The organism is Cupriavidus sp. WKF15, from assembly GCF_029278605.1.
Lineage (GTDB): Bacteria > Pseudomonadota > Gammaproteobacteria > Burkholderiales > Burkholderiaceae > Cupriavidus.
Genome location: NZ_CP119572.1, coordinates 1,027,751 through 1,041,863, shown reverse-complemented (window position 1 = coordinate 1,041,863; position 14,113 = coordinate 1,027,751). Strand labels below are relative to the sequence as shown.

Annotated in this window: 13 protein-coding genes and 1 tRNA gene; 7 read left to right on the top strand and 7 right to left on the bottom strand. The window is 64.8% G+C overall.

What is annotated here, in order from left to right:
• The first annotated feature begins 39 nt into the window (after window positions 1–39).
• The 4 genes from moaA to CupriaWKF_RS04940 all read left to right on the top strand — a co-directional run bounded on the left by moaA (window position 40) and on the right by CupriaWKF_RS04940 (window position 3,548).
• Window positions 40–1,164 carry a GTP 3',8-cyclase MoaA gene (gene moaA, locus CupriaWKF_RS04955; protein WP_276099908.1) on the top strand — a complete coding sequence of 375 codons (1,125 nt, stop codon included), beginning with the start codon at window positions 40–42 and terminating at the stop codon, window positions 1,162–1,164.
• Between the two features lie 25 nt (window positions 1,165–1,189).
• A complete protein-coding gene (mobA, locus tag CupriaWKF_RS04950) occupies window positions 1,190–1,789 on the top strand; it encodes a molybdenum cofactor guanylyltransferase MobA (protein WP_276099907.1) in 600 nt (199 codons plus the stop codon).
• Between the two features lie 15 nt (window positions 1,790–1,804).
• Window positions 1,805–3,091, top strand: a complete 1,287-nt coding sequence (gene glp, locus CupriaWKF_RS04945) for a gephyrin-like molybdotransferase Glp (RefSeq protein ID WP_276099906.1) — start codon at window positions 1,805–1,807, stop codon at window positions 3,089–3,091.
• A gap of 175 nt (window positions 3,092–3,266) precedes the next feature.
• Window positions 3,267–3,548 (top strand): hypothetical protein, encoded by a 282-nt coding sequence (locus tag CupriaWKF_RS04940; protein ID WP_276099905.1) that lies wholly within the window; start codon window positions 3,267–3,269, stop codon window positions 3,546–3,548.
• Window positions 3,549–3,584: 36 nt separating this feature from the next.
• Here the strand turns inward: CupriaWKF_RS04940 and rmuC are convergent, their stop codons facing one another.
• The 6 genes from rmuC to CupriaWKF_RS04910 all read right to left on the bottom strand — a co-directional run bounded on the left by rmuC (window position 3,585) and on the right by CupriaWKF_RS04910 (window position 10,267).
• Window positions 3,585–5,078 (bottom strand): DNA recombination protein RmuC, encoded by a 1,494-nt coding sequence (gene rmuC, locus CupriaWKF_RS04935; protein ID WP_276099904.1) that lies wholly within the window; start codon window positions 5,076–5,078, stop codon window positions 3,585–3,587.
• Window positions 5,079–5,088: 10 nt separating this feature from the next.
• The gene (locus CupriaWKF_RS04930) at window positions 5,089–6,084 is read right to left on the bottom strand and encodes a D-glycerate dehydrogenase (protein ID WP_276099903.1); all 996 of its coding nucleotides are present in this window, start codon (window positions 6,082–6,084) and stop codon (window positions 5,089–5,091) included.
• A 4-nt stretch (window positions 6,085–6,088) separates the two neighbouring features.
• Window positions 6,089–7,513: a sodium:proton antiporter gene (locus CupriaWKF_RS04925; RefSeq protein ID WP_276099902.1), complete on the bottom strand. Its 1,425-nt coding sequence runs from the start codon at window positions 7,511–7,513 to the stop codon at window positions 6,089–6,091.
• Between the two features lie 158 nt (window positions 7,514–7,671).
• On the bottom strand, window positions 7,672–8,358 hold the full coding sequence (locus CupriaWKF_RS04920) for a lactate utilization protein C (RefSeq protein WP_276099901.1): 687 nt from the start codon (window positions 8,356–8,358) through the stop codon (window positions 7,672–7,674).
• Window positions 8,359–8,447: 89 nt separating this feature from the next.
• A complete protein-coding gene (gene pncB, locus CupriaWKF_RS04915) occupies window positions 8,448–9,626 on the bottom strand; it encodes a nicotinate phosphoribosyltransferase (protein WP_276099900.1) in 1,179 nt (392 codons plus the stop codon).
• 80 nt (window positions 9,627–9,706) lie between these two features.
• Entirely contained in the window at window positions 9,707–10,267 is a 561-nt protein-coding gene (locus CupriaWKF_RS04910) for a hypothetical protein (protein ID WP_276099899.1), read from the bottom strand.
• A gap of 326 nt (window positions 10,268–10,593) precedes the next feature.
• On the opposite strand from CupriaWKF_RS04910, the gene fdxA reads away from it, so the two are divergent.
• The 3 genes from fdxA to CupriaWKF_RS04895 all read left to right on the top strand — a co-directional run bounded on the left by fdxA (window position 10,594) and on the right by CupriaWKF_RS04895 (window position 13,025).
• Window positions 10,594–10,917 carry a ferredoxin FdxA gene (fdxA, locus tag CupriaWKF_RS04905; protein WP_010814656.1) on the top strand — a complete coding sequence of 108 codons (324 nt, stop codon included), beginning with the start codon at window positions 10,594–10,596 and terminating at the stop codon, window positions 10,915–10,917.
• Between the two features lie 74 nt (window positions 10,918–10,991).
• On the top strand, window positions 10,992–12,098 hold the full coding sequence (locus tag CupriaWKF_RS04900) for an NAD(P)/FAD-dependent oxidoreductase (RefSeq protein WP_276099898.1): 1,107 nt from the start codon (window positions 10,992–10,994) through the stop codon (window positions 12,096–12,098).
• An 851-nt stretch (window positions 12,099–12,949) separates the two neighbouring features.
• Window positions 12,950–13,025: transfer RNA gene (locus tag CupriaWKF_RS04895), tRNA-Asn, on the top strand.
• 159 nt (window positions 13,026–13,184) lie between these two features.
• On the opposite strand, the gene CupriaWKF_RS04890 is transcribed toward CupriaWKF_RS04895, so the two are convergent.
• A complete protein-coding gene (locus CupriaWKF_RS04890; RefSeq protein WP_276099897.1) occupies window positions 13,185–13,973 on the bottom strand; it encodes a TorF family putative porin in 789 nt (262 codons plus the stop codon).
• Window positions 13,974–14,113 lie beyond the last annotated feature (140 nt).

Here is a 14,113-nt window from a genome sequence, read left to right as displayed (position 1 = left end):
CGAGCCCCGCTCTCCGGACGCGTCGCCCACCCACAGGCCATGACCGAAACCGTCATTCCGATCTTCGATCTGCGCGATCATCGCTACCGCTCGATGACGCCCAGCATCCCCGAAACGCTGCTTGAGCCTTCCGGGCTGGTCGCCGATACCCGGGCGCGCCCGCTGCACGACCTGCGCATCTCGGTGACAGACCGCTGCAACTTCCGCTGCGTGTATTGCATGCCGAAGGAAGTCTTCGACAAGGACTACACCTTCCTGCCGCATTCGGAGCTGCTCAGCTTCGAGGAAATCGAGCGTACGGCGCGCCTGTTCGTCAGCCTCGGCGTAGAGAAGATCCGCCTGACCGGCGGCGAGCCGCTGCTGCGCAAGAACATCGAAAAGCTGGTGGAAATGCTGGCGCGCATCGAAACCGCCTCTCGCAAGCCGCTGGACCTGACGCTGACCACCAATGCCTCGCTGCTGGCGCGCAAGGCGCGCTCGCTGCGCGATGCCGGCCTGAGCCGCGTGAGCGTGAGCCTTGACGCCATCGACGACGCCACCTTCCGCCGCATGAACGACGTGGACTTCGCCGTGGCAGACGTGCTGCACGGCATCGAGACCGCCCAGGCCGTGGGGCTCGCGCCGATCAAGGTCAATATGGTGGTCAAGCGCGGCACCAACGATGCCGAGATCGTACCGATGGCCCGCCACTTCCGCGGCAGCGGCATCATCGTGCGCTATATCGAGTTCATGGATGTCGGCGCCAGCAATCACTGGCAGATGGACGAAGTGCTGCCGTCCGCCGAAGTCGTGCGCCGCATCGACGAGGCCTTTCCGCTGGAGCCGGTACAGGCCAACTACGCCGGCGAAACCGCCGAGCGCTGGCGCTATCGCGACGGCGGCGGCGAGATCGGCGTGATCTCCAGCGTGACCCACGCCTTCTGCGGCGACTGCAGCCGCATCCGGCTGTCGACCGAAGGCCGCCTCTACCTGTGCCTGTTCGCGACCGAGGGTTATGACCTGCGCGCCCTGCTGCGCGGCGGCTACAGCGACCTGCAGGTGTCGAACGCCATCGCGCAGGTATGGCAGGGCCGCACCGACAACTACTCCGAGCAGCGCAGCAACCCCGCGGTGCGGCAGGCGCGCGCCGAACGCAAGATCGAAATGTCATACATCGGCGGATGACACCCCGCCGGACCCAATCCTTCCGATGATTGCACGCGACGACATTACCGGCCTGGTCCTGGCAGGCGGCAGGGGCAGCCGCATGGGCGGCACCGACAAGGGCCTGCAGCCCCTGCACGGCACGCCCATGGCCATGCACACCATGATGCGGCTGACGCCGCAGACCGGCGCGCTGATGATCAATGCCAACCGGAACCTGTCGGCCTACGAATCGTTCGGCGTGCCGGTGGTGACCGATTCGGTGCCCGACTTTGCCGGGCCGCTGGCCGGTATGCTGGCCGGGCTCGAGCAATGCCAAACCGGCTGGATGGTCACCGCGCCCTGCGATTCACCGTTCCTGCCCACCGATCTGGTGCAGCGGCTCGGCGACGCCATCGAGGTTGAAGGCGCCGAACTGGCGATCCCGGTCACGCTCGACGAGACCGGCCGCCGCCAGCTCCAGCCGGTCTTCTGCCTGATGCCGGTCAGCATGCTGGACAGCATGGTCGCCTACCTGAACGGCGGCGGCCGCAAGATCGAAACCTGGGCGACCTCGCACCGGCTCGCGGAAGTCCTGTTCGATGACGCCGGCGCCTTTGCCAATATCAACACCCTCGACGAGCTGCGCACGCACGAAGCCCGCTAACGGCCCGTTCCCACCATGCCATCCCTGCAAACCGTCATTTCCTGTCTCTCCGACTACGACCCCACTGCCCTGCCCGTGGCCCACGCCAACCGCATCATCGGCGAGGTGGTGGAACCGGTGCGCGGCATCGAGCAAGTGCCCATCCGCAGCGCGCTGGATCGCGTGCTGGCCGAGGACATCATCTCGCCGATCGATGTCCCCTCGCACGACAACTCGGCGATGGACGGCTACGCCTTCGCCAGCAGCGCACTGCAGTCGGCTGCGGGGCACGTGGAACTCGAAATCGCAGGGACCGCATTCGCAGGGGGCGGCGCCAGCAGCCAGCCGGGCGCGGGCAAGGCGGTGCGCATCATGACCGGCGCGGTCATGCCAGAGGGCTGCGACACCGTGGTGCCGCAGGAGTTTGTGGAAGCGTCAGCCGACGGCAGCCGCATCCGCTTTGCCGCCGACACGGTACGCGCCGGTGACAACCGCCGCCTGCGCGGCGAAGACCTGGCGCGCGGCCAGGCCGCGCTGTCGGCCGGACGCATCATCCAGCCGGCGGACCTGGGCTTGCTGGCCTCGCTGGGTTTTGCCGAAGTACGGGTGCGCCGCCGCCTGCGCGTGGCCTTCTTCTCCACCGGCGACGAGCTGCGCTCCATCGGCGAGCCGCTCGATGCCGGCTGCGTCTACGACTCGAACCGCTACACCCTGCACGGTATGCTGCGACGCCTGAACGTCGAGCTGATCGACATGGGCGTGGTGCGCGACGACCCCGCTGCACTGGAAGCCGCGTTCCGCTCGGCCTGCGAGAACGCCGACGCGGTCATCACCTCGGGCGGCGTTTCGGTCGGCGAAGCGGACTACACCAAGCAGATCATGGCCAGCCTGGGCGACGTCACGTTCTGGAAAATCGCGATGCGTCCCGGGCGGCCAATGGCTTTCGGGCGCATCGCCTCGGGCGGGCGCGATGCGCTGCTGTTCGGCCTGCCGGGCAATCCGGTGGCCGTCATGGTGACCTTCTACCACTTCGTGCGCGCCGCGCTGCACCGTCAAATGGGGGCTAGCGTGCCGCCGCTGCCGCTGATGCGCGTGCGCAGCGCCCAGGCGATCCGCAAGAAGCCGGGCCGGACCGAATACCAGCGCGGCATCCTGGCGCCGGGCCAGGGTGGCGACTGGGAGGTGCGGATTACGGGACAGCAAGGCTCGGGCGTGCTGCGCTCGATGAGCGAAGCCAACTGCTTCATCGTGCTGGCCCATGAGCAGGATTCGGTCCGCGCCGGGGACATGGTCGACGTGATGCTGTTCGACGGACTGGTCTGAGCCCCTGCCAACGGGTGGCCCGGGCGGCGCCAATGTGTCGTTTTTGCGCTGCATATTGGCGGCTGGCATGGGCCTGCTGCGTGTGAAATGCACGCCACGCCGCTGTCGGGCTATGCGTCGGTCCGGGCAGTCGCTACACTTGCCGCACGATTTTGAAACATTGCCCTCCCCAGTCATGAATCAGGAGATTGCCTACCTCCACCCGGTCAAGACCGCGCGCGCGCTGGTGCTGGTCTACCTGTGCTTTTCGGTACCGATCGTCTCGCTGGGCCTGTTTGTCGCGTTCGTGCGCTACGGCGACCTGCCCGGCATCACCGTATTCACTGCGCTGATCCTGAACGCGCTGATCGGATTCGGGCTGCTGTGGCTGGCCTGCAAGGCCTATAACTGGGTTGCCGCGCGCTTCGGCGGTATCGAAGTCCACGTGCGCGAACTGGCTCCCGAAGAGCCGAACTGATCCAATTTCGGGCTGGCGCGCGCTGCGCCGCCAGCTTCAGCCAACCCCGTCTTCCGACACTTCCGGCACTTCCGGCACTTCCGGCACTTCCGGCACACCAGTGCCCAGCAACTGCCGTGCCGCCTCGCCGGGCAACGCTTCCACTGTTCGCAGCTTGCGCGCCATCTGGCGCGTGCGAACCTCGGCCTGCTCGATATTGCGTGCCGCGCGCTCGAGCGTGTCGCGGGTCTTGGCCAGCACTTCCCCGAATTTCCCGAATTCTGTCTTGACGGCGCCCAGCACCTCCCAGACCTCGCTGGAACGCTTTTCCAGTGCCAGCGTGCGAAAGCCCATCTGCAAGCTGTTGAGCAGTGCCGTCAGCGTGGTCGGCCCGGCCACCGTGACGCGGTAGTTCCGCTGCATCACGTCGGTCAGGCCCGGCCGGCGCAATGCCTCGGCGTAGAGCCCCTCCGTCGGCAGGAACAGGATGGCGAAATCGGTGGTGGCAGGCGGCGACAGGTATTTCTCCGAGATGGTCTGCGCCTCGCGCCGCAACGCCATTTCCAGTTCGCGGCCAAACGCGGCCACGCCGTCGACGTCGCCACGCTCCTGGGCGTCGAGCAGCCGCTCGTATTGCTCCTTGGGGAACTTGGCATCGATCGGCAGCCAAACCGCACCCTGGGCGGCATCCTTGCCTGGCAGGCGGATGGCGAACTCCACGCGCGCGCCCGAATTGCGCACGGTTTCCACGTTCTTGCCGTACTGGTCTGGCGTCAGCATCTGCTCGAGCAGCATCTCGAGCTGCACCTCGCCCCAGGTGCCGCGCGACTTCACATTGGTAAGCACCTTCTTCAGGTCGCCCACGCCCTGCGCCAGCATCTGCATTTCGCCGAGTCCGCGATGCACCTGCTCCAGCCGGTCGGAGACCAGCCGGAACGACTCGCCCAGACGCTGCTCCAGCGTGGCGTGCAGCTTCTCGTCGACGGTGCGGCGCATCTCGTCGAGCTTGGCGGCGTTGTTGGCCTCGATGTCGCGCAGCTTCTGCTCCAGCGTGGCGCGCACCTCGGCCAGCCGGCGCTCGTTGGCCTCCGACATCTGCGCAAGCTGTTGCTGCAGGCCGTCGCCGAAGCGCCGCAATGACACGGCCTGCTCGTCGCGCGCCTGCTGGCCCTGCAGCAGCAGGTTCTGCCTGACATGTTCGAGCTGCTGCGTATTCGATTCGGTCAGCTTGGCCAGTTGCTGGGCAAAGGTGTCGATCTGGTTGTTCTGCAGCGTGGCGATGCTCGTGAGCTGCGACGACAGCGTCTGCTGGAAGCGCAGCATCTGCTGGGCCGACTCCGAACGGCTGCCGCGCGCGGTCTCGGCCACTTCGTTGCGCAGTTCGCGCTCGAGCCGCTCCATGCCGCGCAGGTTTTCGTTGCGGAAATCGGCAAGCTGGCGATACAGGTCGCCGGTGGCGGCGGGAGAAGCCTGCTGGCGCAGTACCAGAACAAGCAACAGGGCGAGCGCCAGCAGCGCAACGCCCAGCGTGAGCAAGGGAATCCAGGTCATGGGAAACGTTTCAGCGGCGATGCCCCATCACCGCGGGATTGATGACCGACAACGGATGTCCGGCGCTGGGCCCGGCATCGAGCGCCGCGATCAGGTTGTCGGCGGCCAGCATGGCCATGGCGCGGCGCGTCTTCTCCGATGCGCTGGCGATGTGCGGCGTCAGCACCACGTTGGGCACGGTCAGCAGGTCCGGGTGGACATCGGGCTCACCTTCGAACACGTCGAGGCCTGCGGCAAAGATACGGCGTGCCTTGAGCGCCTGCGCCAATGCGGCGTCATCGACGATACCGCCGCGCGCCAGGTTGATCAGCGTGGCCGTGGACTTCATCTGATTCAGTTCGGCGGCACCGATGGCATGGTGGCTATGCGGGCCGTACGGCAACACCAGCACCAAATGATCCGACTGCTGCAGTAACTCGGCCTTGCTGACATAGCGCGCATTGAGCGACTGCTCCGTGGACTCCGGCAGCCGGCTGCGGTTGTGGTATAGCACCGTCATGCCAAACCCGGCCGCGCGACGAGCCAGCGCCTGGCCGATGCGGCCCATGCCCAGGATACCCAGCGTGCTGCCGTACACGTCCATGCCGACCATCATGTCGTAGCTCCAGCGCTGCCACCTGCCATCGCGCAGGTAGTGCTCGGACTCGGTCACGCGGCGCGCGGTCGCCATCAGCAGCGCCCAGCCGAAGTCGGCCGTGGTCTCGGTCAGTACGTCGGGCGTGTTGGTTGCAACAATGCCCGCCGCCGTCAGCGCCGGAATGTCGAGGTTGTTATAGCCGACCGCCATATTGCAGACGGCTCGCAGGCCAGGCAGGGCGGCGATCAGGCCAGCATCGATACGGTCCGCGGCATTGGTCAGCACGCCCGCCTTGCCGGCCAGGCGTGACCTGAGCGCGGCGGCGTCGAGCACGGCATCCTGCTGGTTGTCATCGACGTCGAAGTACCGGGAAAGATGTTCAATGACGTCGGGAAAAATGGCGCGGGTGACAAGGACAGACGGCTTCATGGCATCACACATGGAAAAAGAGGAACGTCATCACCAGGAACAGCGGCAACAGGATCGAGACAGACCATAGCATGTAGCCGAAGAAACTGGGCATGCGCAGGCCCCGGTTTTCAGCGATAGCCTTCACCATCAGGTTCGGCGCATTGCCAATGTACGTATTGGCGCCCATGAAGACCGCGCCGGCAGAGATGGCCGCGAGCGTCGACGCGTCACGCGTCATCAGCGTGGCGGCATCTCCGCCTGCTGTATTGAAAAACACCAGGTAGGTCGGGGCATTGTCCAGGAAGGACGAAAGCAGGCCGGTCGCCCAGAAGTACATGCTGTCGACGGGCTGGCCGTTGGCGTCGCTCACAGCCCGGACCACGACCGCGAACGCGCCATCGGTGCCCGCCTTGAGCATCGCGATGACCGGGATGATGGTCAGGAAGATGCCGGCGAAAAGCTTGCCAACCTCCAGGATCGGTTCCCAGCTGAACTCGTTGCCGCTGCGCGCCGAATGCGGCGTCACGAGCAGCGAGACGATGGCCACCGCCACCAGCATCGCGTCGCGCACGGCTGCCTGCAATGGCACGTCGGTGCCAAGCACATCGAACGAAATGCCCGGCTTCCACAATCCGCTCATCAGGACCAGCCCCACCACTGCGAGCAACAGGACGAAGTTGATCTTTCCTTCGATGCGGATGCCGCGCGTGTCCGGCGTGGGATCGCCGCGCGCCGGCAGTTCCTCCTCCTTGTTGTAGTAGTAGTGCCGGTCCAGCACGTAGAAGATGGCCAGCAGCGCCACGCAGATGAACAAGGTCTCGGGCAGGATCTTGCGCATGGTCCAGAAGAAGTCCACGCCCTGCAGGAAGCCGAGGAACAGCGGCGGGTCGCCGAGCGGCGTCAGCGCGCCGCCGGCATTGGCCACCAGGAAGATGAAGAACACCACCACGTGGGCCACATGGCGGCGGTTGTCGTTGGCGCGCAGCAGCGGCCGGATCAGCAGCATGGCCGCGCCCGTCGTGCCCATGAAGCTGGCCAGAGCGGTGCCCAGTGCCAGGATGCCGGTATTGAGCCGCGGCGTTCCATGCAGGTTGCCGCGCACGCAGATGCCGCCCGCGACGATGTAGAGGGCTGCGATCAGCGCGATGAACGGAATGTACTCGGCCAGCAACGCATGCACCGCTCCTGCCAGCGCCGCGTGCACGCCAAACGCCGCCGCGAATGGCAGCAGGAACAGCAGGCCCCAGCCCGCCGCGATCTTGCCGTAGTGGTGATGCCAGAAACGCGGCACGAGCAGCGGCAACAGCGCAATCGACAGCAATACGCCGGCGAATGGCAACCCCCACCATGCGGCAAGGGCTGCGCCATCGATGTCGGCGGCGTGGGACAGCGAAGGAAAAACAGCCAGCATGGCCGGCAGCGGCAACAGCATGCGGGCGCGTTGCATCAGACGGACTCTCCTTGGACAGTGTGCGCAGTGGCGGGACGGACAGACCCGCCGCACAGGTATGAGACTCGCAGCAAGGCTCCGTGCCTCGCGCGGTAAGCGTGCCAGTGTAATGCAGGCGCCGCAGCGTCCCGCGCGGCGACGACCGGAACGCGCGGTCAGGCCTGGTCGACCAGGATGACGTGGACGCGGTACGGCCCGTGTGCCCCCAGCACGATGGTCTGCTCGATGTCGCCGGTACGCGACGGGCCGCTGATGATATTGGTCGCGCGCGGCAGTTCGCCGCATTCGCTGCGCACCAGCGCAAAGGCATCTTCGAGGCTGTCGACGATGCGCGATACCGGCACCACCGCGATATGCGTCTCGGGCAACAGCGCTGCCGACGCGAACGTTTCCGGCCCCGACAGCAGCATCAGCGAACCGGTCTCGGCAATGGCGCAGAAACATCCCGTGATGCCGACCAGGTCGCCGTGCTCGCGGTCGGCCTGCGGATCGCGCACGGGAGGCCGGCACTCGACGGCCATGCCGCAGTCCTGCCAGGACAGCGCGCCCAATGCATCCCAGGCGACGGCTCGATGCTCGAGATTCAGGCTGTCCAGGTAGCGCACCGCTGCAGCAGGCACATCCGCCAGCCGCGCAACGCGATCGACCGTAGACGCCATGCGCTGCGCCTGGGCCATGAAGGCTTCGGTACGGTCCGGCTGGGCGCCTGGACGGGGCCCCTGCGGATGACGCGCAAGGTAGTCGGCCACGGCTTCGCGCTCGCCGCTGGTCACCTTGGGCGAACGCCCCTGCGCGGCGCGGATACGGGCAAAGATGCGGTCACGGGCTTGGTTGGTTTCCATAGGGCCTGGCGTCACGAAAATGCGGGGCAATGCACGCCATTATAGTGGCGCACCCTGCTCCGCTCCCGCCGCGAATACGTTGAAAATTGCTACGCAGGCGCGTGAACCTCGAACACCTGGCGCAGGTAGGCCAGGTAGCCGGCATCGTCGCACATGGTCTTTTCCGGCGTATCCGACAGCTTGGCCACCGGCTGCCCGTTGCAGCGGACCATCTTGATGACGATCTGCAGCGGTGTATAGCCAAGGTCGTTGGTCAGGTTCGTGCCCACGCCAAAGGCCAGCCGGCAGCGGCCGTGAAAGCGTTCATACAGTTCAATGACGCGCGGGATATCGAGGCTGTCGCTGAAGATCAGCGTCTTGCCAAGCGGATCGACGCGGTTGGCCGCATAGTGCGCCAGCATCCGCTCACCCCACAGGAAGGGGTCGCCGGAATCGTGCCGCACGCCGTCGAACAGCTTGCAGAAATACAGGTCGAAATCGCGCAGGAACGCGTCGAAGCCATAGGTGTCCGACAGCGCAATGCCCAGGTCACCGCGGTATTCGCGCGCCCAGTTCTCAAGCGCAAAGACCTGCGAGTCGCGCAGGCGCGGGCCCAGCGCCTGGCACGCCTGCACGTATTCATGGGCCATGGTGCCCAGCGGCACCATATTGTGCAGCCGCGCGAAATGTACGTTGCTCGTGCCAGCCAGTTGCGGCCCCAGCGTGTTGCGTATCGCCAGCAAAATCTCTTCCTGCCAGTCACGCGAGAAGCGCCGGCGGGTGCCATAGTCCGCAATCACGCAGTCGCGGTACTCCGGCGCCAGCAGCAGCGCGAGCTTCTGCTCCAGCCGGCGCCGGCCTTCGGCAAAGTCAGGCTTGGGCTGCGTGCGGCGGAAATACACCTCGTTGACGATGGCCAGCAGCGGCACCTCGAACAGGATGGTGTGCAGCCACGGCCCACGGATCGCGATCTCGATCTCGCCGTTGCCCTGTGGCGCGGGCTCGACCGACACGTACCTCTGGTTCAGGTGGAACAGCGCGAGGAAATCGACGAAATCGCTCTTGATGAAGCGCATGCCGCGCAGGTAGGCGAGTTCCTCTTCCGTGAAGCGCAGGCTGCACAACTGCGCCACCTCCGCGCGGATCTCCTCGATATACGGGGTCAGGTCGACGCCAGCGTTGCGGCACTTGAAGCGATACTCGACCTGCGCCTGCGGAAAATGGTGCAGTACCACCTGCATCATCGTGAACTTGTACAGGTCGGTGTCGAGCAGGGATGGGATGATCATAACGGGCCAGACGGCGATGCCGGTTCAGGCACACATGCTAACCGATGTTCGCCCTTGCCGGCGGGCGGGCGAGAGCCCGCTCAGCCACCATCGAGAAAAGGCTGCGGGCGCCGCAGTGCCCGGATGCCCTGCACACACCACAAGGGACGGCCATCGCCGGCCCGACACGATACGAGCGTGGCGGCCGCGCGCGGCACTTGCACCGGCAACGGGTCGGCAAAGGCGCCGTTCTGCGCCATGATGCGCTCGGCGTAGACATCGCGTCCCGCACGCTGGAAGCTCAGCACCTGCACCATCTGGCCGGCTTCGGGCTGCAGTTCCGGGCCGCAAGGCAGCAGCCCGGCACGGCCGCAGTTGGCCATGGCGTCTCCGGCCGGGGCCCGGGTGACGCTGAAGCTCTCCCAATCGAAACCAGTCAGTGCCGCCAGCGTCACAGGCTGGTCGGACCGCGTGCGCCATGCCACCAGGCGGGACACCACGCTGTCGGCCATGGCGGGCTCCGACAGCATCTGCGCGCTCGCGCCAACGGGCAAGAGAGCCGCCAGCATGTGCAGTCCGAACAGCCCCAGCAGCCCGGACAGCGCTCGGCGCCGCGCCCGCCTGCCGAAATCCCACGGACCAAAGCGCAGCTGGCACGGCATGGCGATCTCCTCATGGTTGGTCGAAGGCGGCGGGTCCTGCGACGGAAAGTGCGTCCGGCACATCGCATCGTGCCATTGCCGGCCCGAATGGCACAGACCTGTTCGCAATCAAATATACATAAAGAAATAAGAAAACTATCTGATCTGGCTATATAGACCCGCTATCCTTGCCAGAAGGCTCAGATACAATATCGGTTTCTGAAAGGCCACGGCCCGCGCTCGCCCCCTGCAGACCGCCATTGACGGAAATGCTCGTTGCGGCGCAGGCAAACAAGTGTCCGAAACCAGTTTCCCATCAAAAGCCGACCCGTTTTCCTGGAACCGAAATGACTCACGTTGTCACCGAATCCTGCATCCGTTGCCGCTACACAGACTGCGTTGACGTATGTCCGGTGGATTGTTTCCGTGAAGGCCCGAATTTCCTGGCCATTGACCCGGATGAGTGTATCGACTGCGCGGTGTGCGTGGCCGAATGCCCGGTGAACGCCATTTACGCCGAGGAAGACGTTCCGGGCGACCAGCAGCAGTTCATTGACCTGAATGCCGAGCTGGCGCGCAACTGGCCGTCCATCACCAAGACCAAGGCCCCGCTGGCCGAGGCCGAAGAGTGGAAGGACGCGACCGACAAGCTGCAGTACCTGCAGCGCTGAACCGACTAGAAAGCCGTCCCCACGCGCTTTCCGCAATGCCGGGCACGCGATGCCCACAACGTATCAGGACGAATATGGACTTGAGCATTCCCAATCCCGTTGCCGACACGACCAAAGCCGCCGCCAGCAACACCGCCGGCGGCCAGCCGCTGGAAATCGATGCACTGATCGTCGGTGCCGGCCCGGTCGGCCTGTTCCAGGTGTTCGAGCTGGGCCTGCTCGAAATCAAGGCGCACGTCATCGACTCCCTCAAGGTAGTTGGCGGCCAGTGCGTGGAGCTGTATCCGGACAAGCCCATCTACGACATCCCGGCGGTGCCCAGCTGCACTGGCCAGGAACTGACCGACAACCTGCTCAAGCAGATCGAGCCGTTCGAGCCGACCTTCCACCTGGGCCAGGAAGTCTCCGTGGTCGAGCGCCGTGAAGATGGCCGCTTCTTCGTCGAGACCTCGCTCGGAACCCGCTTCATCACCAAGACCATCTTCATCGCCGCCGGCGTGGGCTCGTTCCAGCCGCGCACGCTGAAGGTCGATGGCATCGACAAGTTCGACGGCAAGCAGCTGTTCTACCGCGTCAAGGATCCGAGCCGCTTCCACGGCCGCAACCTGGTGATCGTGGGCGGCGGCGACTCGGCGCTGGACTGGACGCTGGACCTGGTCGGCAAGGCCGAGTCGGTGGTGATGATCCACCGCCGCGATGGCTTCCGCGCGGCTCCGGCCTCGGTCGCCAAGATGAAGGACCTGTGCGAACAGATGGAAATGCAGTTCCTGGTCGGCCAGATTGGCGGCTATGAAGAAAAGGATGGCGTGCTCACCGAGATCAAGGTGACGGGCGCCGACGGCGTGACCCGCCGCCTGCCGGTGGACGACCTGCTGGTGTTCTTCGGCCTGTCGCCCAAGCTCGGCCCGATCGCCGAATGGGGCCTGGACCTCGAGCGCAAGCAGATCAAGGTGGACACCGAGAAGTTCCAGACCAATATCCCTGGCATCTTCGCGGTGGGCGACATCAACACCTACCCCGGCAAGAAGAAGCTGATCCTGTCTGGCTTCCACGAGGCCGCGCTGGCCGCGTTCGGTGCTGCGCCGTATATCTTCCCCGAGAAGAAGATCCACATGCAGTACACCACCACCTCGCCGAAGCTGCACAAGGTGCTCGGCGTGGAGTCGCCGGTGTTCGACTGATCATCGTCCGGACAATAGCGATCGAATGAAAAGCCGCCGGAATGGCGGCTTTTTCTTGGTTCTTCGCCAGACTGCGGGGGATGGGGAAGATGGGGTTGTCGTGCCTGGCAGGCGCTGCTGTTTCGCCGGCGTAGCCGGCGAGTCACTTTTTGTCCGAGCTACAAAAAGTAACCAAAAAGCGCGTTTACTTGCCCTAGCGGGCGAATATTGATCGTAGTGTACTGCGGGTGTTGTACGGGGATGGGCTTCAGAGTCTGCCTGGCTGCCTGCCGCGTGGTGCGCGTCCGCCGGTAGGCTTTCAAGCAATGATTGAACGAGCCCCGAAACTGTCCGTGGTCCCTGCTGCTACCGACATCGTGTAATCGCCTTCGGCTGCGCTACGCGCAGAGCCCTAGTCTGAGCCCCCGGGCCGCAGGCAAACCGCGCCGCAGCGAAGCAGAGAAACCGAATCATTGGCACTGGCGATGATGATGCCCGTCGCAGACCGACTAGGACGTGCGCGCAGCGCAGCCGAAGGCGTCCCACCACTGACGCTGTTGGAACGCTGTACCCGAGCCCTACATGGGGATCGTACACAAGCCGGTTATCGCAGGCACTGGTTCTGAATCACTATGCGTAGCAGGCCCGAACGGGCAACCAAGCCTCGCGAGACCAAAGCCTCTTGAATACAAGGAGCGTATCTATTCGGCCTCCCTGTTGAACGCCAAGCCCCGGAGCGCCACCAGTCAGTTCGTGCCTGCTACGCAGCCCACGGCAGCCAGCCGCTTCGCCAGACTCGCCGGCAGCAATAAAATTGGCGGAGGGTATTGACGAGGAATCGAGAAGCTGGCTATAATTTCCTTCTCTGCTGTTCCCCGATAGCTCAGTCGGTAGAGCGCCGGACTGTTAATCCGTAGGTCCCTGGTTCGAGCCCAGGTCGGGGAGCCATCCGATACAAGACGAAGGCCGATGCGCAAGCATCGGCCTTTTTCTTTTTCTCGCTCCGGCATTGTCTTTGCGCGGCAGCGCCCAGGCTTGGCCTGGCGGCCCGGATGTAATGCGGCAATGCCAGGCCCAAGCCTTGAATCCACATCACGGTGGTACGGCTCAGAACGTCTTGCTGATTGACGCCCAGGCCGTAGCCTTGCCCATGTAGCGTCCCTTTGCGTTGGTGTAGACCGCCTTGTCGGCATTGGTGTCGATGTAGGCCACCGATACTGCGAAACCCTTGCCGATGTCCTTGGTCAGGCCCAGCTTCCAGTCCGTGTAGGAGGCATCGGTGAACTGCACCTTCTGGTAGCCCACGTGCGCGTTCAACGTCAGGCCCCAGACATTGAGCGGCACGTTCGCCGACAGGTCGGCATACCAGCTGTTCTTGCTGTCGGCAAAGCCGAACAGGTTGGTCGGCGCATAGGAGTACTTCAGGAACACCGGCCCATAGCCGATGCCCGCATACAACTCCGTGGTATAGGGCCGCACATAGCCAGCCGGATAGTCGCCCGGATAGTAGTACTGCAGCACGCCGACGTCGTAGTTCCAGTCACCGCCACCGAAGGTGTTCTTGAACCCGCTATAGAAGTCCATCTCGATCGGCGCCGAGACATCAGGATTGCTGTCACCGAGCCAGCTGATATTCGAGTTCCAGTTGCCCAGGTAGAAGCCCGATTCGTGACTGACGTCGAAGCCGCCCTGGATTGCCGGACGGCGGTTGGTCTGCATCAGGCCGCGGTAGCGGTACTCGGTGGCCAGCGCCACATTCGCGGTGACCGTCCACGCCGATGCGGGCCCGTCCGCTGATTCAGGCGCGGACTGGGCGAGCACCGGACTCGCGCTGAAGAAGGCGAAGGAAGGAATCGCGGCCGCAATCCACGCGGCCGGTTTGCGCAAAGCTGTCATTGTTATCGAGGCAGAGTTGAGGAACTGCCCGCGGAACCCCGCGGGACTGTCTGCCACGATAAGGACCAGCACCTAAATTCGGTATCAAGAAACTTGCGCGTGATGAGGGAATTGGAATAAAGATTCCGCCCTGCCCCGCG

Bases quoted from the DNA above. Each gene is read 5' to 3' on its own strand.
- moaA (WP_276099908.1), top strand. From the start codon at position 40: ATGACCGAAACCGTCATTCCGATCTTCGATCTGCGCGATCATCGCTAC.
- mobA (WP_276099907.1), top strand. From the start codon at position 1,190: ATGATTGCACGCGACGACATTACCGGCCTGGTCCTGGCAGGCGGCAGG.
- glp (WP_276099906.1), top strand. From the start codon at position 1,805: ATGCCATCCCTGCAAACCGTCATTTCCTGTCTCTCCGACTACGACCCC.
- CupriaWKF_RS04940 (WP_276099905.1), top strand. From the start codon at position 3,267: ATGAATCAGGAGATTGCCTACCTCCACCCGGTCAAGACCGCGCGCGCG.
- rmuC (WP_276099904.1), bottom strand. From the start codon at position 5,078: ATGACCTGGATTCCCTTGCTCACGCTGGGCGTTGCGCTGCTGGCGCTC.
- CupriaWKF_RS04930 (WP_276099903.1), bottom strand. From the start codon at position 6,084: ATGAAGCCGTCTGTCCTTGTCACCCGCGCCATTTTTCCCGACGTCATT.
- CupriaWKF_RS04925 (WP_276099902.1), bottom strand. From the start codon at position 7,513: ATGCAACGCGCCCGCATGCTGTTGCCGCTGCCGGCCATGCTGGCTGTT.
- CupriaWKF_RS04920 (WP_276099901.1), bottom strand. From the start codon at position 8,358: ATGGAAACCAACCAAGCCCGTGACCGCATCTTTGCCCGTATCCGCGCC.
- pncB (WP_276099900.1), bottom strand. From the start codon at position 9,626: ATGATCATCCCATCCCTGCTCGACACCGACCTGTACAAGTTCACGATG.
- CupriaWKF_RS04910 (WP_276099899.1), bottom strand. From the start codon at position 10,267: ATGCCGTGCCAGCTGCGCTTTGGTCCGTGGGATTTCGGCAGGCGGGCG.
- fdxA (WP_010814656.1), top strand. From the start codon at position 10,594: ATGACTCACGTTGTCACCGAATCCTGCATCCGTTGCCGCTACACAGAC.
- CupriaWKF_RS04900 (WP_276099898.1), top strand. From the start codon at position 10,992: ATGGACTTGAGCATTCCCAATCCCGTTGCCGACACGACCAAAGCCGCC.
- CupriaWKF_RS04890 (WP_276099897.1), bottom strand. From the start codon at position 13,973: ATGACAGCTTTGCGCAAACCGGCCGCGTGGATTGCGGCCGCGATTCCT.